Genomic DNA, 17337 nt, shown 5'->3' on the forward strand with positions numbered 1-17337 from the left:
GCCCCGCCGATGACGCCGCAGCAGGCCGTCGAGCGGCTGCTGCGGCAGCTCGCGATCGAGCGCGGCCTGTCGGCGCACACCGTCGCCGCCTACCGGCGCGACCTCACGGGCTACCTCGCCGTGCTCGAGGCGCGCGGGGTGACGGATGCGTCGGCCGTCTCGGGCGACGACGTCGCGGCCTTCCGCACCTCGCTCGCCGATCGAGGCCTGGCAGCCTCCTCCGTGGCGCGGCACCTGTCGGCCGTCAAGGCGCTGCACCGGTGGCTCGTCGACGAGCGCGTCGCCGAGGAGGACGTGGCGAAGGACCAGTGTCCGCCCAAGCTGCCGTCGCGGCTGCCGAAGGCGATCTCGATCTCGCAGATGCAGCGGCTGCTCGAGACGGCCGGCGGTGACGACGCCGCGTCATCCGATCCTGCGGCACTGCGCGACCGGGCGCTGCTCGAGCTGCTGTACGCGACGGGAGCCCGCATCTCGGAGCTGATCGCGCTCGACGTCGACGACGTCGCCGAGTCGCTCGTCAAGGTGACGGGCAAGGGGGCGAAGCAGCGCCTCGTGCCGGTCGGCTCGTACGCGCGCGCGGCGCTGGATGCCTGGCTCGTGCGCGGCAGGTCGGCCTTCGCGGCGAAGGGACGCGGGGGGCCCGCGCTGCTGCTCGGTGCGCGCGGCGGGCGGCTGAGCCGCCAGGGCGCGTGGGAGATCATCCAGCGCGTCGCGGAGGAGGCGGGGGTGCCCGACGTCTCGCCGCACACGTTCCGCCACTCGTTCGCGACCCACCTGCTCGAGGGCGGCGCCGACGTGCGCGTCGTCCAGGAGCTGCTCGGCCACGCTTCCGTCGCGACGACGCAGATCTACACGCATGTCACCGCCGACACGCTGCGCGACATGTACACGACCGCGCATCCGCGGGCGCGATGAGCGGCGCCGGATCATAGGGTCAGTCTCAACCAGAGGTTGAGATACACGCCGCACCGGCCTGCGCCGTCGAGGCGCGCCGCGTTCCTAGACTCGGAGGCATGAGCACGAGCAGCGAGACCCTGGCAGGCATGGAGGCGCCCGCGCTCGGGCCGACCGGGCGCCCCGCCCGCGACTTCCCGCAGCCCGCACCGCTGCGCAGCCACGGCCCCGCGCGCATCATCACGATGTGCAACCAGAAGGGCGGCGTCGGCAAGACGACGACCACCATCAACCTGGGCGCCGCCGTGGCGGAGTACGGCCGCCGGGTGCTCGCCGTCGACTTCGACCCGCAGGGCGCGCTGAGCGCCGGCCTCGGCGTCGACAACCACGATGCGACCACGATCTACGATCTGCTGCTGAACCCGCGCCTGGACCCCAAGGAGGCCATCCAGCACACGAGCGTCGAGGGGCTCGACGTGATCGCCGCGAACATCGACCTCTCTGCCGCCGAGGTGCACCTGGTCAACGAGGTCGCTCGCGAGCAGATCCTCGCGCGCGTGCTGCGCCGCGTGGCCGACGACTACGACCTCATTCTCATCGACTGCCAGCCCTCGCTCGGCCTGCTCACGGTCAACGCGCTCACGGCCGCGCACGGCGTGCTCATCCCGCTCGAGAGCGAGTACTTCGCGCTGCGCGGCGTCGCGCTGCTGAAGGAGACGATCGACAAGGTGCAGGACCGCCTCAACCCGGCGCTGCAGCTCGACGGCATCCTCGTCACGATGTACGACGCGCGCACCCTGCACGCGCGCGAGGTGATGGACCGCGTCATGCAGGCGTTCGGCGACACCGTGCTCGAGACGGTCATCCGCCGCACGGTGAAGTTCCCGGACGCGTCCGTCGCCGGTCAGCCGGTCACCCAGTTCGCTCCCGAGCACGCCGCGGCCGAGGCGCACCGCCAGCTGGCGCGCGAGCTCATCTCCCGTGGCGCGATCGCCTGATGGAGTGAGCGGCGACGAGGCGCCCGCAGCCGAGGAGGAGCGCGGCTTCCGCCTGGCGCTCGACAACTTCGACGGGCCGTTCGACCTGCTGCTGACCCTGATCGGCAACCGGTCGATGGACGTGACCGAGATCTCGCTCGGCCGGGTCACCAACGAGTTCATCGCCTACGTGCGCACCCTCGACACGCACGAGGAGCTCGAGCAGGCGAGCGAGTTCATCGTCGTGGCGGCCACGCTGCTCGACCTGAAGATCGCGTCGCTGCTGCCGGCGGGCGATGTCGTCGACAGCGAGGACGTCGCCCTGCTCGAGGCGCGCGACCTGCTCTTCGCGCGACTGCTGCAGTACCGCGCCTTCAAGCAGGCGGCGCTGTGGATGAGCGAGCGGCTCGGCGAGGAGTCGGCTCGGCATGCCCGCTCGGTGCGGCTCGAGGAGCGGTTCCGGCAGCGCACGCCGGAGCTCAAGTGGACGCTCTCGCCCGACGACTTCGCAGCGCTCGCGCTGCTCGCGCTCACGCCGCGCGTGCTGCCCACTGTCGGCCTCGCGCACCTGCACGCGCCGCTCGTGTCGATCCGGGAGCAGGCCGCGCACATCGTCGCGCGGCTGCGGCAGGCGGGCACCACGACCTTCCGCGAGCTCGTCGCGGGCGAGGCGACCCGCGGCGTCATCGTGGCGCGCTTCCTCGCCGTGCTCGAGCTCTACCGCCACGCCGCCGTCACCTTCGAGCAGCTCGAGCCGCTCGGCGAGCTCTCGATCAGCTGGACCGGCCATGACTTCCGCGACGAGGACCTCGTCGCCCTGGGGGCAGACTATGACCATGCATGAGACGGACACGGCCACGCGTGAGTCGGACACCGAGGAGCGGGTGGCCGACCGGTCGCACCTGCCGCTCGAGCGCCGCATCGAAGCGATCCTCATGGTCGCCGACGAGCCGCAGGGCGCCGTGCACCTCGCGACGGCGCTCCACGCTCCCGTGAAGGACGTGAAGGCGGCCATCGAGGCGCTGCGCCGCGACTACGACGGACGCGGCGACGGGCCGGAGCGCGGCTTCGAGCTGCGCGAGGTGGGCGGCGGCTGGCGCGTCTACGTGCGCGCCGCCTACGACGTCGACGCCGCGGACTTCGTGCTCACCCAGCAGCCGACCCGGCTGTCGCAAGCGGCGCTCGAGACGCTCGCCGTCATCGCCTACAAGCAGCCCATCACGCGCGGCGCCGTCGCCGCCATCCGCGCCGTCAACGTCGACTCGGTCGTGCGCACCCTGCTCGGCCGCGGCCTCATCCGCGAGGCATTCGCCGACGCGGAGACCGGCGCCATCCACTACGAGACGAGCGAGCTGCTGCTCACCCAGCTGGGACTCAACTCGCTCGACGAGCTGCCACCGATATCGCCGCTCCTGCCGGACGGGGAAGAGGAGCTGGGACTGTGAGCCCGAAGGAGCCGAACATCGAGGGCGAGCGCCTGCAGAAGGTGCTCGCCGCCGCCGGCGTCGCGAGCCGCCGCGTCGTCGAGGACATGATCGTCGCCGGCCGCATCTCGGTCGACGGGACGGTCGTGACCGAGCTGGGCAGCCGCATTCGCCCCGATGCCCGCGTGCTCGTCGACGGCACCGCCATCCAGCTCGACGCGACGAAGCGCTACCTGATGCTCAACAAGCCGACCGGGGTCGTCTCGACCATGGCGGACGAGCAGGGCCGCCCGGACCTGCGCGAGTTCACCGACCCCATCGAGGAGCGCGTCTACAACGTCGGCAGGCTCGACACCGACACGTCGGGGCTGCTGCTGCTCACGAACGACGGCGACCTGGCGCACGTGCTCGCGCACCCCTCCTTCGGCGTCGAGAAGACGTACGTCGCGAAGGTGCGCGGCGCGGTCGACCAGCGCGTCATCCGCCGGCTGCTCGACGGCTTCGAGCTCGAGGACGGCGAGATCCACGCCGACGCCGCCCGGCTCATCGGCAAGCCGTCGCAGGGCCACTCGATGGTCGAGCTCACCCTCCACTCCGGCCGCAACCGCATCGTGCGGCGGATGCTCGACCACGTCGGCCACCCGGTGGTCGAGCTCGTGCGCCGCAGCTTCGGCCCGCTGCACCTCGGCACCCTGCGGTCGGGGCAGGTGCGGGAACTCACTACCATGGAACGCGGCGCGATCCTCACGATCTCGAGGTCGCAGCCCTAATCCCGCCGGTACGCAAGGAGCGCTCGTGACCCACCGTCTGCGCGGTCCCGTGCGCATCGTCGGCACCGGGCTGCTCGGCACGTCGATCGGCCTCGGGCTCGCCGCTCGCGGCGTCGAGGTGCAGCTCGCCGACGCCAGCCCGACCGCGATGCGGCTCGCCGCCGACTACGGCGCCGGCAGGCTCGCGGAGCCGGGCGACGCGCCCGAGCTCATCGTCGTCGCCGTGCCGCCGGACGTCACCGCGCAGGTCGTCGCAGCCGAGCTCGCGGCGTTCCCGGATGCCGTCGTCACCGACGTCGCGTCGGTCAAGGCCGTGCCGCTCGCGCAGCTGCGCGAGCTCGGCGCCGACGTCAGCCGCTACCTCGGCTCCCACCCGATGGCCGGGCGGGAGCGCTCGGGCGCGCTCGCGGGCTCCGGCGACCTGTTCGTGGGCCGTCCCTGGGTCATCGCCGGCCACGACGCCATCTCGTACGAGCGCGGCAGCCTCGTCGACGACCTCATCCTCGACCTCGGTGCCGTGCCGATCGAGTCGACGCCCGACGAGCACGACCGCTCGGTCGCGATCATCAGCCACCTGCCGCAGCTCGTCTCCTCGCTCATGGCGGCCCGGCTCGCCGACGCGCCCGACGAGGCGCTGCGGCTCGCGGGCGGCGGTGTGCGCGACGTCACGCGCGTCGCGGCATCCGACCCGGCGCTCTGGATCCAGATCCTCGGCGCCAACGCCCCCGCGGTGGTCGAGCAGCTGCGTGCCCTGCAGGCCGACCTCGCGACGCTGGTCGCGGCGCTCGACGATGTCGACGCGACCGGGAGCCGCAAGGCCGTCGCGGATGCGCTCCGGGCGGGCAACGAGGGCGTCGCCCGGCTGCCGGGCAAGCACGGCACGCACACGCGCTTCACGCGCGTGCAGGTGCGCGTCGACGACCGCCCCGGCCAGCTCGCGCGGCTGCTCGTCGACATCGGCGACGCGGGCGTGAACCTGGAGGACGTGCGCATGGACCACGCGGAGGGCGCCCAGTTCGGCGTCGCCGAGATCACCGTGCTGCCGGAGGCCGTGCGGCACCTGCACGACACGCTCGAGGAGCTCGGCTGGCAGGTCGTCGCGTGAGCCGCTCGAGCACGGTCGTCGCGATCGACGGGCCCGCGGGGAGCGGCAAGTCGTCGGTCGCCCGCGCCGTCGCCCGGTCGCTCGGCTTCCGCTTCCTCGACACCGGCGCCGCGTACCGCGCCATCGCCTGGCTCATCCTCGAGCGCGGCGGCTCGACCGACGACGAGGCGACGGTCGTCGCCGCCCTCGACGGGCTCGACGTCGACGTCACGGTCGACGCCGCGGGCCAGCGCGTGACGATCGCCGGGCACGACGTGACCGACGCCATCCGCACCGAGCGCATCTCGGCCGCCGTGTCGGGCGTCGCCCGCGTGCAGGCGGTCCGCTCCGCCGTGAACGAGCGCTTCCGCGCCATCATCCGCGACGCCGAGCCCGGCATCGTCGCCGAGGGCCGCGACATCACGACCGTGGTCGCGCCCGACGCCGACGTACGGGTGCTGCTGACCGCCGACGAGGCCGTGCGCATCCGCCGCCGCTTCGGCGACGTCGGCGGCGATCACGCGCAGGTCGGCGCGCGACTCACCGCCCGCGACGCGGCCGATTCGACGGTCGTCGACTTCCTGACCGCAGCCGACGGCGTGACCGTCGTCGACTCCACCCACCTGACCTTCGACGAGACGGTCGAGGCCATCGTGCGCCTCGTGACCGAGGAGAGCCATGACTGACGAGACCATGCACGACGACACTGCCGCGGACGACCTGCAGACCGAGGAGGCGCGCGTCTCCGCGCTGCGCGCCGGCCTCGCCGACTACGAGCTCGACGAGGAGGACGCCGCCCTCCTCGACATCGCCGACGAGGGCCCCGACGCCGTCCGCATCATGCCGGCGCTGCCGGTGCTCGCGATCGTCGGTCGCCCGAACGTCGGCAAGTCGGCGCTCGTGAACCGCATCCTCGGTCGCCGCGAGGCCGTCGTCGAGGACACCCCGGGCGTCACGCGCGACCGCGTCACGTACAAGGCGGAGTGGTCGGGCCGGCAGTTCACGCTCGTCGACACCGGCGGGTGGGAGCCCGACGCGCGCGGCATCGACCGCTCGGTGGCGATGCAGGCGGAGATCGCCGTCGAGCTCGCCGACGCGGTGCTCTTCGTCGTCGACGTCAACGTCGGCCCGACGTCGACCGACGAGCACGTCGTGCGGATGCTGCGGCAGTCGAACCGGCCGGTGCTGCTGGTCGCGAACAAGGCGGACGACTCGCGGAAGGACCTCGAGGCCGCCTCGCTGTGGAGCCTGGGGCTCGGGGAGCCGATCCCGGTCTCGGCCGTGCACGGCCGCGGCGTCGCCGACATGCTCGACCTCGCGATGCAGAAGCTGCCGGAGGTCTCGGCCGTCGCGAAGGAGGAGATCGGCGGACCCCGCCGCGTCGCCATCCTCGGCCGCCCCAACGTCGGCAAGTCGAGCCTGCTGAACAAGGCCGCCGGCGAGGAGCGCGTCGTCGTCAACGAGATCGCCGGCACGACGCGCGACCCGGTCGACGAGCAGATCGAGCTCGGCGGCAAGGTGTGGCGCTTCGTCGACACCGCGGGCATCCGCCGTCGCGTGCACCTGCAGCAGGGCGCCGACTTCTACGCGACGCTGCGCACGCAGGCCGCGCTCGAGAAGGCGGAGGTCGCCGTCGTGCTCATCGACGTCACCGAGCCGCTCTCGGAGCAGGACGTGCGCATCGTCGACCTCGTGCTCGAGTCGGGTCGTGCGCTCGTGCTCGCGTTCAACAAGTGGGACCAGCTCGACGACGAGCGCCGCCGCTACCTCGAGCGCGAGATCGAGCAGGACCTGGCGCACGTCGACTGGGCGCCGCGCGTGAACATCTCGGCGCGCACCGGCCGCCACCTCGAGAAGCTCGTGCCCGCGCTCGAGCAGGCGCTCGAGTCGTGGGACACCCGCGTGCCGACCGGCAAGCTCAACGCGTTCATCGCCGAGATCGTCGCGGCGCACCCGCACCCGCTGCGCGGCGGGAAGCAGCCGCGCATCCTCTTCGCGACCCAGGCGAGCACTCGACCGCCGACCTTCGTGCTGTTCACGACCGGCTTCCTGGACCCGGGCTACCGCCGGTTCATCACGCGTCGCCTGCGCGAGGACTACGGCTTCGAGGGCACGCCGATCCAGGTCAACATGCGCGTGCGCGAGAAGCGGGAGCGGCGGTCGTAGCTGCGTCTCGATACGCGGCCGGCTTCGCCGGCAGCTACTCGACGAGCGGGAGGGCGGCCGGCTTCGGCGGCAGCTACTCGACGAGCGGGTGGGGCGGCCGGCTTCGCCGGCAGCTACTCGACGAGCGGGAGGGCGGCGAGCGGGAGTGGGTCAGCGGACCTGGCGCGCGCTGAACTGCATCCGCGGGTGCGCGAACACGTCCTGTGCCTGCACGAGGCGGAGCTCACGCTCGCCCGAGTCGAGCGTCGCCTGCAGCAGGTCGAACACGCTCGACGCGGTGCGCTCGAGCGCCGTCGCCGCCGAGCCGGTCTCGCGGTAGTGCGCCGTGAACACCGCGCTCGTGACATCGCCCGAGCCGTTCGCCTTGAACGGCAGGTGCGGCGTCTGCACGATCCAGGCGCCCTCGTCGTCGACGGCGAGCATCTCGATCGTCCCGGCCTCGCGGTCGGGACGCATGACGCTCGTGACGAGCACGGTGCGGGGTCCCAGGTCGCGGATGCGGTCGGCAGACTCGAGCGTCGACGCGACCGTGTCCGGGGAGGTCTCGGTCATGAAGCCGAGCTCGAACTGGTTGGGCGTCAGGATGTCGGCGTGGGGGAGCGCCTTCTCGCGGATGAGCGGCGGGATCGTCGGCGCGACGAAGCAGCCCGAGTTGGCGTTGCCCATCACCGGGTCGCACGTGTACGTCGCCGAGGGGTTCGCCGCCTTCACGCGCGCGACCGCGTCGAGCACGACGTCGACGATCTCCTCCCCACCGAGGTAGCCGGAGAGCACACCGTCGACGGTGCCGAGCACACCCCGATCCTCGATGCCCTGCACGACCGCCCGCACGTCGTCGGCGGGGATGAGCGGCCCGCCCCACGCGCCGTAGCCCGTGTGGTTCGAGAAGTTGACGGTGAGCACCGGCCACACCTCGTGCCCGATGCGCTGCAGCGGGAAGACGGCGGCGGAGTTGCCGACGTGGCCGTAGGCGACGTGCGACTGGATCGACAGGAACCTCATTGCTGCATCCTCCCATCCAGCGCCTCCAGCAGCGTCGCCTGCACGAAGCCGACCCAGTCGATCACGTCGCGCAGCTGGGCGATGTCGTCGTCGGTGACGCCGTCCGGCAGCTCCGTCCGGTCCTGGCCGGTGCGCACGTGGAGCACGAGCCGCACCTCCCCGAGCGCGCGCAGCCACGCATCCGCACCCTCCGCGTCGACCTCGAGCTGCACGACGTCGCCGTCGACCTCCGTCGGGATGGCCGACTCCAGGTCGACGACCATGCGGGTCATCGACTGCATGCGGGCGTAGGCGATGTCGCCGGAGGCGAGCCGGCGGAACTCGGCGGCGTCGGCGGCGTCCTCGTACGCGTCGGGGTAGAGGCGCGCCATCACCGGATCGGAGTCGATCGCGGTGCGGTCGATGACGGCACGGTGCAGGCCCAGCACCTGACGACCGAGGGTCGCGAGCATGTCGGCCTCCTCGGCGAGCATCGAGCAGCTCGCGCCGTCACCGACGGCCTGCCATGACCTCACGAGGGCACCCGCTCGAGCGTCGCGAGCAGCCCGTCGCCGTGCAGCCCCGCGACGAGCATCTCCTGCTCCTCCCGGCTGCCCCGCGCCACCTGGGTGCGGCCGTCGCGCTGCGCGAGCTCCATGAGCTCTCGAGCGCGCTCGCGCGAGCAGCCGAAGCGGCGCATCAGCACGTGGACCACGTAGGCCTGCAGGGTCACGTCGTCGTCCCACAGGACGGTCGCCCACTCGTCGCTCGGCGCGCTCACCGGTCGATCACCTCGATGCCGGCCGTGGTCGGGCCGAGCACGGTCGCGATGACGGAGTGCGCGGCGGTGTCGGGGCCGCGATCGATGTGCAGGCTCCAGAGCGCGAGGACGAATCCGAGGGCGGCGAGCGCCACGCCGAGCCACGCGGGTGCGAGGTAGCCGAAGCCCGCGGCGATGACGGCGCCGCCCAGCGCGGCGCCGAGCGCGTTGCCGACGTTGAACGCCGCGTGGTTGGTGGCCGCGCCGAGCAGCTCGGCCTCGCCGGCGGTGCGGATGATGCGCGCCTGGATCGTCGGGATGAGCGCCGAGCTCGCGGCGCCGATGAAGAACGCGAGCACGAACAGCGCCACCGGGATCGCGCCGAGCAGCGCGAACAGGGCGAGCGACACCGTGAACGCGGGGAACGCGATCATGATGGTGCGGCGGAGGCTCTTGTCGCTCGCCCAGCCGCCGACGATGTTGCCGACGGTCATGCCGAGGCCGACGGTCGCGAGCAGCCAGGCGATCGCCGACTCCGGCAGCAGCGCCACCCGGGTGACGATCTCGGCGGCGTACGAGTAGACGGCGAAGAAGCCGCCGAACCCGACGCACGCGACCGCGATCATGAGCCACAGTCGCGGGTTGCGGAACGCGGCGAGCTCGCGCTTCGCGCTGCGCGTGGGGTCGCCGGGCACGCGCGGCAGGAACGCGGCCGCGAGCACGAGGGTGACGGCGAAGATGACGGCCACCGCCACGTACGTCCAGCGCCAGCCGGCCGCCTGGCCCAGCCAGGTGCCGAGCGGCACGCCGATCACGTTCGCGATCGTGAGGCCGGAGAGTGCCAGCGCGACGCCGGCGCCCTGCCGACCCGGACCCATGATGCGGGCGGCGAGCAGCGATGCGACGCCGAAGTAGGCGCCGTGGGGGATGGCGGCCACGAACCGGGCGAGGAGCGTGAGCTCGAACGTCGGCATGAGCCCGCTCGCGAGGTTCGCGACGGTGAACGCGACGACCAGCAGCAGCACCAGGGTGCGCTGCGACATCCGCGCCGCCCAGGTCGACACGAGCGGCGCGCCGACGACGACGCCGAGCGCGTACGCCGTGATGATCCAGCCCGCGTGCGCGATGCCGCGCGCGGGGTCGTCGGCGAAGCCGGGCACGAGGTCTGCCGCGGTGAGCGGCAGGATGCCCATGGTCGCGAACTCGGTGGTGCCGATGCCGAAGCCGCCGAGCGCGAGGGTGAAGAGCGCGGCGAGCCGTCGTGCGGGAGTGAGCTGCATGCTCCCTCGATCGTAGGGGCGGATGCGGTGGCACGCCGCGCTTGCTACGCTGGGTAGGTAAGGCTTGCCTCACCTGGCCCGCCGAGCACGAATCCCCGGAGGAGCAGCATGGCGGGACCCGAGCGCGTCGCAGCGGTCGCACCGAAGTTCGTCGAGCTCGAGGTGCTGGCCAACCAGCAGGTGTCGCCGCACATCCGGCGCGTCACCCTCGGCGGCGACGAGGTGCACGCGATGACCCCGCAGGGCTACGACCAGTGGTTCCGCTTCTTCATGCGGCGCGAGGGGCAGGACGAGCTGCGCGTGCCGAAGAGCCCGTCGACGTGGTTCCCGCAGTACCTCGCGATGCGCGAGTCGCAGCGACCGTGGATCCGCAACTACACCGTGCGCGGCTTCAGGCTCGACGCCGGCGAGCTCGACATCGACTTCGTCTGCCACGTGGATCCCGGCCCCGGTGCGGCGTGGGCGATGGCGGCGCAGCCGGGTGAGCGCGCCGTGCTGCTCGACGAGGGCCTGCTGTACAACGACGACGGTCTCGAGGGCGAGGTGCTCATGGTGGGCGACGAGTCGGTGCTGCCGGCCATCGCCGGCATCTGCGGTTCCCTCGCCGACGACGCCCGTGGCACGGCGCTCATCGAGATCGGCCATCGCGACGACATCCAGGAGTTCGCGCACCCCGCGGGCGTCGACATCCGCTGGGTCGAGCGCGGCGACGTGCGCGAGGGGCAGGCCGCGCTCGAGGAGCTGCGCGGGCTGCGGATGCCGGAGGAGTTCGGCTACGCCTACAACGCGGGGGAGCAGGCGCTCGCGACCGGCGCTCGGCGCCACCTCGTGCGAGAGCGCGGCATCGACAAGCGGCGCATCACCTTCACGGGCTACTGGAAGCTCGGCAAGTCGTACGTCGACTGAGCCTCGCGCGGGAAAGTTCTCGCGAAGTTTCGCCACGGTGACGTTGCGCGCATCCTGACGGGCGTTCGAGCCGAACACGGCACATCCGCTTGCCTATCGTGAAGACGTGCCAACCACGTCTCCTGCAGTCGACAGCGCCCACCAGGCGTGGCTCGGCCGTCTTGCCCTCGCTGAGTCCGCTGTGCCGATCATCGGCCGCCTCTACCGGGAGCGCGACGTCGTCACGCACGTGCACGGGAAGAAGCTCGTCAACCAGTCACCGATCGACATCCTGAAGGCGCACAAGTGGGCTCGCCGCGTCGGCGAGAGCGTGCTGAGCATCGAGGACTCCATCAAGGTGCTCCGGATCGTCGACGAGCTGGGCCTGAAGGGCATCTCGCTCGACCTCGGGCTCGTCCTGGCAGCGGCGCCCTCGACCGACTTCGACGCATGGGTGCGCGACCACGTCGCGACGCTGCCGTCCTGGTCGCAGGACGACTCGACGGATGTCGTGCTCTACGGCTTCGGCCGCATCGGGCGCCTGCTCGCGCGCATCCTGATCGGCCACGCCGGCAGCGGGCTGGGGCTGCGCCTGCGCGCGATCGTCGTGCGGCGCGGCGGCGAGGACGACCTCGAGAAGCGGGCCAGCCTGCTGCGCCGCGACTCGGTGCACGGCGCCTTCCAGGGCACGATCGAGATCGACCGCGAGGCGTCGACGATCCTCGCGAACGGCACGCTCATCCAGGTCATCTACTCCGACGACCCGAACACCGTCGACTACACGCAGTACGGCATCGACCGCGCGATCGTCGTCGACAACACCGGCCGCTGGCGCGACGAGGCCGGCCTCGGGCAGCACCTCGCCCGCCCGGGCGTCGAGCGCGTGGTGCTCACCGCGCCGGGCAAGACCCCGCTCAAGAACATCGTGTTCGGCGTCAACCACGACGCCATCGCGCCGGGCGACGCCATCGTGACCGCGGCATCCTGCACGACGAACGCGATCACGCCGGTGCTGCAGGTGGTCAACGACGCCTACGGCATCGAGCACGGGCACGTCGAGACGGTGCACTCGTACACGAACGACCAGAACCTGATCGACAACTTCCACAAGGGCGCCCGTCGCGGCCGCTCGGCTGCGCTCAACATGGTGCTCACCGAGACCGGTGCGGCGAAGGCCGTCGCGAAGGCGCTGCCCGAGCTCGAGGGCAAGCTCACCGGAAACGCGATCCGCGTGCCCACGCCGGACGTGTCGATGGCGATCCTCAACCTCACGCTCGAGCAGGACGTCGACCGCGAGCAGGTGAACGAGCTGCTGCGGCAGACGTCGCTCACGGGCGAGCTGCGCGCGCAGATCGACTTCACCGACTCCGCCGAGGTCGTCTCGACCGACTTCGTCGGCAACAACCGTGCCGGGATCGTCGACGGTCTCGCGACCATCGCGACCGGCCGCCACCTGGTGCTCTACGTCTGGTACGACAACGAGTACGGCTACTCGTCGCAGGTCGTTCGCGTCATCGAGCACATGGCCGACCAGATGGCCAAGGCCCGGCAGCTGCTGCCGGCCTGACACAGACTTGCCGCCGTCGGGACTCTCCTGGGTGGAGGCCCGACGGCGGCAAACCCCTCGCGACCGCAGGGGCGTCCGCTAGCCTCGACGCCATGCGCGAGGTGACCGAGACCGAGCTGCGGGCGTGCTTCGTGAACGCCACGCCACGCGAGCTCGAGCAGCTGCCCATCCCCGGCCTCCACGAGACGATCTGGGAGGAGCGCGAGTACCTGGGCTGGCGCGACCCGCAGTCGTCCCGCCTCGGGTACGTGGTGCTCTGGCAGGGCGACCGGCTGGTCGGCCTCGTCGTGCGCTCCGCGCCCGGCGGGCTGCGGCCCGGCATCGCCGCGATGTGCGCGCTGTGCCACTCGACGCAACCGGCGACCCAGGTGCGCATGTTCAGCGCCCGCCTCGCCGGCCCCGGCGGCGACACCGGCAGCTCGATCGGCACGTACATCTGCGAGGACCTCGCCTGCTCGCACATCATCCGCACCGGCCCGCCGCACCTGCTCAACCGCGACCGCATCGCGTCGCGCGCGGACGGGCTGCTCGGCCGCGTGACCGGCTTCGCCGCGCGCGTCGAGCGCGCCCTCCGGGACGCCCGGGATGGCTGACGCCCCCGGGCCCGGCATCGAGCGGCTCGCCAGGATCGCGAACGTGCGGCCCTGGGGCGGCGCCGCGGTCGACATCGAGCTCGACGGCGATCGCATTGGCGCCATCGTGCCGCACCGCGCGAGCGCGTCGACGGCGCCGGAACGGACGCTGGACGGGCGAGGGCTGCTCGCGCTGCCATCGATCGTGAACGCGCACGCGCACGTCGACAAGTCGTGGCTGGGGCTGCCGTGGCAGTCGTACGGCGGCAAGAGCGGCACGGAGGGCCGCATCCGCCATGAGCGCGCGCGTCGCGCCGAGCTCGGCATCCCGAGCCTCGAGCGGACCGCGGCGGTGCTCGATGCGCACGTCCGGCATGGGTCCACGCTGCTGCGCACGCACGTCGACGTCGATCTCGAGCTCGGCACGCGCGGCGTCGACGTCGTGCGGGAGGCGGTTTCCGCGTACGACGGCGCCATCGAGGTGACGATCGTCGCGTTCCCGCAGGACGGGGTGCTGCGGCGCCCCGGCGTGCTCGCGCTGCTCGACGAGGCGGCCGCGGCGGGCGCCGAGCACGTCGGCGGGCTCGACCCGGCATCGATCGACCGCGATCCCGTCGGGCAGCTCGACGGCATCTTCGGCATCGCCGAGCGGCATGGCGTCGGCATCGACATCCACCTGCACGACGCTGCGGAGCTCGGTGCCTTCCAGCTCGAGCTCGTCGTCGAGCGCACACAGGCGCTCGGGCTGCAGGGGCGCGTGAACATCGCGCACGGCTTCGCGCTCGCGCAGCTGCCCGAGCCCCGGCGCCGCGACCTGCTGCAGGCGATGGGCGAGCTCGGCGTCACCTTCACGACCGTCGCTCCGCTGCGGCTGCCGCAGCTGCCGATGCACGAGCTGGACGCCGCTGGGGTGCGGTTCGCGTTCGGCACCGACGGCATCCGCGACCTCTGGAGCCCGTACGGCACCGGCGACACGCTCGGCATCGCGTGGCAGTTCGCGCGTGCGTCGTCGATCGTCCAGGACGACGACCTGCTGCGCGTGATGGAGCTCGCGACGCGGGACGCCGCCGGCTTCGTCGGTCGCGACACGCACGACCTCGTCGTCGGGGCTCGGGCGGATCTCGTGCTCGTCGACGCGGAGCACGCCATGGACGCGCTCGTGCGCGTGCCGCCACGGCGAGCCGTCGTCGGCGGCGGGCGGCTGCTGCATGAGTCGGCCGGCGACGAGCAGGGCGACGGCCGATGAACCGCGACGCCTTCATCCTCGACGCGGTGCGCACCCCGCGCGGCCGCCGCCGCGGCGCGCTCGCCGAGGTGCACCCGGTGAGGCTCGCCGCAGGGCTCCTCGCGTCGCTCGAGGCGCGCGGCGTCGCCGCCGACCGGATCGACGACATCGTGCTCGGCACGGTCTCGGCCGTGGGGGAGCAGGGCGGCGTGCTCGCGCGCGGTGCCGTGCACGCGGCGGGGCTGCCCGACACCGTGCCGGGCATGCAGGTGAACCGGTACTGCGCATCCGGCCTCGAGGCCGTCACGACGGCGGCCGGCCGCATCGCAGCCGGCTTCGACGACCTCATCGTCGCGGGCGGCGTCGAGGCGATGTCGAGGGTGCCGCTCGGCAGCGACGGCGGGCCGTACGCCACCGACCCGAGCGAGGTCGAGCCGTGGAGCCTCGTGCCGCAAGGCGTGAGCGCCGACGCGATCGCCTCGCTCGACGGCTTCGACCGCGACGACGTCGACCGCTTCGCGCTGCTGTCGCAGCAGCGGACCGCAGCCGCCTGGGACGAGCAGCGCTTCGCCCGATCGATCGTGCCTGTGCTCGGCGTCGACGGTGCGGTGCTGCTCGACCGCGACGAGCACCCGCGCGCGGGCACGACGCTCGAGGCGCTCGCGTCGCTCGCTCCCGCGTTCGCGGCGTACGGCGACGCGGGCTTCGATCGACTCGTGCTGCAGCACCACCCCGAGATCGCCCGCATCGAGCACGTGCACACCGCCGGCAACTCGTCGGGGATCGTCGACGGCGCTGGGCTGGTCGTGATCGGCAACGAGGCCGCCGCGGCGTCGCTCGGGCTCCGCCCGCGCGCGCGCATCATGGCGTCGACCTCGCTCGGCTCCGACCCGACGCTCATGCTGACCGGCCCCGTGGCCGCGACCGAGCGGGTGCTCGCGCGCGCCGGTCTCGGCCTCGACGACATCGACCTCTTCGAGGTGAACGAGGCCTTTGCATCCGTCGTGCTGCACTGGCTCCGCGGCACCGGGGTCGATGTCGACCGCACGAACGTCAACGGCGGTGCGATCGCCATGGGGCATCCGCTCGGCGCGACCGGCGCGATGCTGCTGGGCACGGCGCTGGACGAGCTCGAGCGGCGGGGCGGTCGGCGAGCGCTCGTGACGCTCTGCGTCGGCGGCGGCATGGCGTCGGCGATGGTGATCGAGCGCGTCTGACGCCTCCCGGCGCTCGATAGGGTCGGTCGGGTGACCGACAGCACTGAGGCCAAGTCCACGACCGGCGACGCCGCGAAGACGCCGGAGGTGCACGCCGTCGACGAGCTCGTCGTCACGCAGCACACCCTGACGACGCCCGACGGCGACCTCGCGTACACGGCGCGCGCCGGCCGCGTGGTGCTGTGGGAGGAGAAGGTCGAGGACGAGGTCTTCCGTGGCCGCAAGGCGCGAGCCCAGGTGGCGATCACCGCGTACACCGCGGACGGCGCTGATCCGACGATGCGGCCGGTCACCTTCGCGTTCAACGGCGGCCCCGGGTCGGCGAGCGTCTGGCTGCACATGGGGCTGCTCGGCCCGAAGCGCGTGGTCATGGGCGACGCCGGCTCGCTCGCCGCGCCGCCGTACGGCATCGCTGACAATTCGGAGTCGCTGCTCGCGGTCTCGGACCTCGTGTTCATCGACCCGGTGTCGACAGGGCGCTCCCGCCCCGTCGAGGGGCAGAAGGCGAAGGAGTTCCACGGCTTCACCGCCGACATCGAGTCGGTCGCCGAGATCATCCGTCAGTGGGTGACGGCGGAGGGCCGGTGGCTCAGCCCGAAGTTCCTGGCGGGGGAGTCGTACGGCACGACCCGGGCAGCCGGGCTCGCGCAGCACCTGCAGGAGCAGCTGGGCATGTACCTCAACGGGCTCCTGCTGATCTCGAGCGTGCTCGACTTCTCGACCGCCAACTTCGAGCGCGGCGGCGACCGGGCGCACGCGATGTACCTGCCGTTCTACGCGGCGACGGCATGGCAGCACGGCTTCCACGAAGGACGTTCCCTCGAGGAGGTCGTCGATGAGGCACGCGAGTATGCGGCTCGCGACTACCCCTGGGCGCTCACGCGCGGTGCCCGGCTCACTGCCGAGGAGCGCGCGGATGCGGTCGCGACCGTTGCGCGGTTGACGGGACTCTCCGAGGCCTACGTGGACCGCGCCGACCTCCGCATCGAGCACTGGCGCTACTTCGGCGAGCTGCTGCGCGATCGTGGCCTCACGGTCGGCCGCCTCGACTCGCGCTTCACTGGGCCCGCGGCGACCGGCATCGCGGAGCACATGGACGCGGACCCGTCGATGGATGCGATCCTCGGCCCGTACGCGGCGGCCTATCAGCACTACCTGCACCACGAGCTCGGGGTGCGCGACACCGGGCCCTTCCACGTGTTCGGGCTGAACGTGAACGAGCAGTGGAGCTACAAGGAGTTCGAGAACGCACCCGTGTACGTCCTCGACCGGCTCTCGCGAGCATTGCGGCAGAACCCGCACCTCGCCGTGCACTTCGCCTACGGATGGTTCGACGGCGCGACCCCATTCTCCGCCGCTGAGGACTCGGTCGCGCACCTGCAGATCCCGCACGCGCTGCGCGAGAACCTCGAGCACCGCTACTACGAGGCCGGCCACATGATGTACGTGCACGAGCCCTCGCGCCTGGCGCAGTCGGCGGACCTGGCCGACTTCGTGCGCCGCCGCTCGGGCCGCACCTCGTCGGTCGAGTAGCT

General features: G+C 72.4%; 18 protein-coding genes. 14 read left to right on the forward strand and 4 right to left on the reverse strand.

The features are described from left to right. Nucleotides 1–9 precede the first annotated feature (9 nt). From ACLQ21_RS00060 to der, 8 genes are all read left to right on the forward strand, one after another. Nucleotides 10–915, forward strand: a complete 906-nt coding sequence (locus tag ACLQ21_RS00060) for a site-specific tyrosine recombinase XerD (protein ID WP_425660219.1) — start codon at nucleotides 10–12, stop codon at nucleotides 913–915. Nucleotides 916–1013: 98 nt separating this feature from the next. Then, nucleotides 1014–1892: a ParA family protein gene (locus ACLQ21_RS00065; RefSeq protein WP_425660221.1), complete on the forward strand. Its 879-nt coding sequence runs from the start codon at nucleotides 1014–1016 to the stop codon at nucleotides 1890–1892. 4 nt (nucleotides 1893–1896) lie between these two features. Next, nucleotides 1897–2715: a segregation and condensation protein A gene (locus tag ACLQ21_RS00070; protein WP_425660223.1), complete on the forward strand. Its 819-nt coding sequence runs from the start codon at nucleotides 1897–1899 to the stop codon at nucleotides 2713–2715. Next, nucleotides 2702–3316, forward strand: coding sequence for an SMC-Scp complex subunit ScpB (gene scpB / locus ACLQ21_RS00075; RefSeq protein ID WP_425660225.1), 615 nt, complete (start codon nucleotides 2702–2704; stop codon nucleotides 3314–3316). Before ACLQ21_RS00070 ends, scpB begins: the two co-directional genes overlap by 14 nt. Further along, nucleotides 3313–4065, forward strand: coding sequence for a pseudouridine synthase (locus ACLQ21_RS00080; protein ID WP_425660227.1), 753 nt, complete (start codon nucleotides 3313–3315; stop codon nucleotides 4063–4065). Before scpB ends, ACLQ21_RS00080 begins: the two co-directional genes overlap by 4 nt. 25 nt (nucleotides 4066–4090) lie before the next feature. Then, nucleotides 4091–5170: a prephenate dehydrogenase gene (locus tag ACLQ21_RS00085; protein WP_425660229.1), complete on the forward strand. Its 1080-nt coding sequence runs from the start codon at nucleotides 4091–4093 to the stop codon at nucleotides 5168–5170. Then, a complete protein-coding gene (gene cmk / locus ACLQ21_RS00090; RefSeq protein ID WP_425660231.1) occupies nucleotides 5167–5835 on the forward strand; it encodes a (d)CMP kinase in 669 nt (222 codons plus the stop codon). Before ACLQ21_RS00085 ends, cmk begins: the two co-directional genes overlap by 4 nt. 7 nt (nucleotides 5836–5842) lie before the next feature. After that, a complete protein-coding gene (gene der / locus ACLQ21_RS00095) occupies nucleotides 5843–7315 on the forward strand; it encodes a ribosome biogenesis GTPase Der (protein ID WP_425661381.1) in 1473 nt (490 codons plus the stop codon). 150 nt (nucleotides 7316–7465) lie between these two features. On the opposite strand, the gene pdxY is transcribed toward der, so the two are convergent. From pdxY to ACLQ21_RS00115, 4 genes are read right to left on the reverse strand one after another with little or no spacing between them, the layout of a single operon-like run. Next, nucleotides 7466–8317, reverse strand: a complete 852-nt coding sequence (gene pdxY, locus ACLQ21_RS00100; protein WP_425660233.1) for a pyridoxal kinase PdxY — start codon at nucleotides 8315–8317, stop codon at nucleotides 7466–7468. Further along, nucleotides 8314–8832 (reverse strand): DUF2017 family protein, encoded by a 519-nt coding sequence (locus tag ACLQ21_RS00105; protein WP_425660235.1) that lies wholly within the window; start codon nucleotides 8830–8832, stop codon nucleotides 8314–8316. Before ACLQ21_RS00105 ends, pdxY begins: the two co-directional genes overlap by 4 nt. Further along, nucleotides 8829–9077 (reverse strand): ATP-dependent Clp protease adaptor ClpS, encoded by a 249-nt coding sequence (locus tag ACLQ21_RS00110; RefSeq protein ID WP_425660237.1) that lies wholly within the window; start codon nucleotides 9075–9077, stop codon nucleotides 8829–8831. The genes ACLQ21_RS00105 and ACLQ21_RS00110 overlap by 4 nt, the downstream gene beginning before the upstream one ends. Then, on the reverse strand, nucleotides 9074–10336 hold the full coding sequence (locus ACLQ21_RS00115; RefSeq protein WP_425660239.1) for an MFS transporter: 1263 nt from the start codon (nucleotides 10334–10336) through the stop codon (nucleotides 9074–9076). Before ACLQ21_RS00115 ends, ACLQ21_RS00110 begins: the two co-directional genes overlap by 4 nt. Before the next feature lie 108 nt (nucleotides 10337–10444). Between ACLQ21_RS00115 and ACLQ21_RS00120 the strand changes: the two genes are divergently transcribed. The 6 genes from ACLQ21_RS00120 (at nucleotide 10445) to ACLQ21_RS00145 (ending at nucleotide 17335) form a co-directional block, all read left to right on the forward strand. Beyond that, nucleotides 10445–11242, forward strand: a complete 798-nt coding sequence (locus tag ACLQ21_RS00120) for a siderophore-interacting protein (protein ID WP_425660241.1) — start codon at nucleotides 10445–10447, stop codon at nucleotides 11240–11242. Nucleotides 11243–11348: 106 nt separating this feature from the next. Then, nucleotides 11349–12788: a glyceraldehyde-3-phosphate dehydrogenase gene (locus tag ACLQ21_RS00125; RefSeq protein ID WP_425660243.1), complete on the forward strand. Its 1440-nt coding sequence runs from the start codon at nucleotides 11349–11351 to the stop codon at nucleotides 12786–12788. A gap of 92 nt (nucleotides 12789–12880) precedes the next feature. After that, nucleotides 12881–13381 carry an FBP domain-containing protein gene (locus ACLQ21_RS00130; protein WP_425660245.1) on the forward strand — a complete coding sequence of 167 codons (501 nt, stop codon included), beginning with the start codon at nucleotides 12881–12883 and terminating at the stop codon, nucleotides 13379–13381. Further along, a complete protein-coding gene (locus ACLQ21_RS00135) occupies nucleotides 13374–14606 on the forward strand; it encodes an amidohydrolase family protein (protein ID WP_425660247.1) in 1233 nt (410 codons plus the stop codon). The genes ACLQ21_RS00130 and ACLQ21_RS00135 overlap by 8 nt, the downstream gene beginning before the upstream one ends. After that, complete coding sequence (locus ACLQ21_RS00140) at nucleotides 14603–15802, forward strand: acetyl-CoA C-acetyltransferase (protein ID WP_425660249.1); 1200 nt, start codon at nucleotides 14603–14605, stop codon at nucleotides 15800–15802. The genes ACLQ21_RS00135 and ACLQ21_RS00140 overlap by 4 nt, the downstream gene beginning before the upstream one ends. Before the next feature lie 30 nt (nucleotides 15803–15832). Next, on the forward strand, nucleotides 15833–17335 hold the full coding sequence (locus ACLQ21_RS00145) for a S10 family peptidase (protein WP_425660251.1): 1503 nt from the start codon (nucleotides 15833–15835) through the stop codon (nucleotides 17333–17335). Nucleotides 17336–17337: the final 2 nt, after the last annotated feature.

Origin of the sequence: Agrococcus sp. DT81.2, from assembly GCF_049844935.1 — a bacterium.
Taxonomy (GTDB): domain Bacteria; phylum Actinomycetota; class Actinomycetes; order Actinomycetales; family Microbacteriaceae; genus Agrococcus.

Bases quoted from the DNA above. Each gene is read 5' to 3' on its own strand.
- ACLQ21_RS00115 (WP_425660239.1), bottom strand. From the start codon at position 10,336: ATGCAGCTCACTCCCGCACGACGGCTCGCCGCGCTCTTCACCCTCGCG.
- ACLQ21_RS00065 (WP_425660221.1), top strand. From the start codon at position 1,014: ATGAGCACGAGCAGCGAGACCCTGGCAGGCATGGAGGCGCCCGCGCTC.
- der (WP_425661381.1), top strand. From the start codon at position 5,843: ATGCACGACGACACTGCCGCGGACGACCTGCAGACCGAGGAGGCGCGC.
- scpB (WP_425660225.1), top strand. From the start codon at position 2,702: ATGACCATGCATGAGACGGACACGGCCACGCGTGAGTCGGACACCGAG.
- ACLQ21_RS00130 (WP_425660245.1), top strand. From the start codon at position 12,881: ATGCGCGAGGTGACCGAGACCGAGCTGCGGGCGTGCTTCGTGAACGCC.
- pdxY (WP_425660233.1), bottom strand. From the start codon at position 8,317: ATGAGGTTCCTGTCGATCCAGTCGCACGTCGCCTACGGCCACGTCGGC.
- ACLQ21_RS00060 (WP_425660219.1), top strand. From the start codon at position 10: ATGACGCCGCAGCAGGCCGTCGAGCGGCTGCTGCGGCAGCTCGCGATC.
- ACLQ21_RS00135 (WP_425660247.1), top strand. From the start codon at position 13,374: ATGGCTGACGCCCCCGGGCCCGGCATCGAGCGGCTCGCCAGGATCGCG.
- ACLQ21_RS00120 (WP_425660241.1), top strand. From the start codon at position 10,445: ATGGCGGGACCCGAGCGCGTCGCAGCGGTCGCACCGAAGTTCGTCGAG.
- ACLQ21_RS00140 (WP_425660249.1), top strand. From the start codon at position 14,603: ATGAACCGCGACGCCTTCATCCTCGACGCGGTGCGCACCCCGCGCGGC.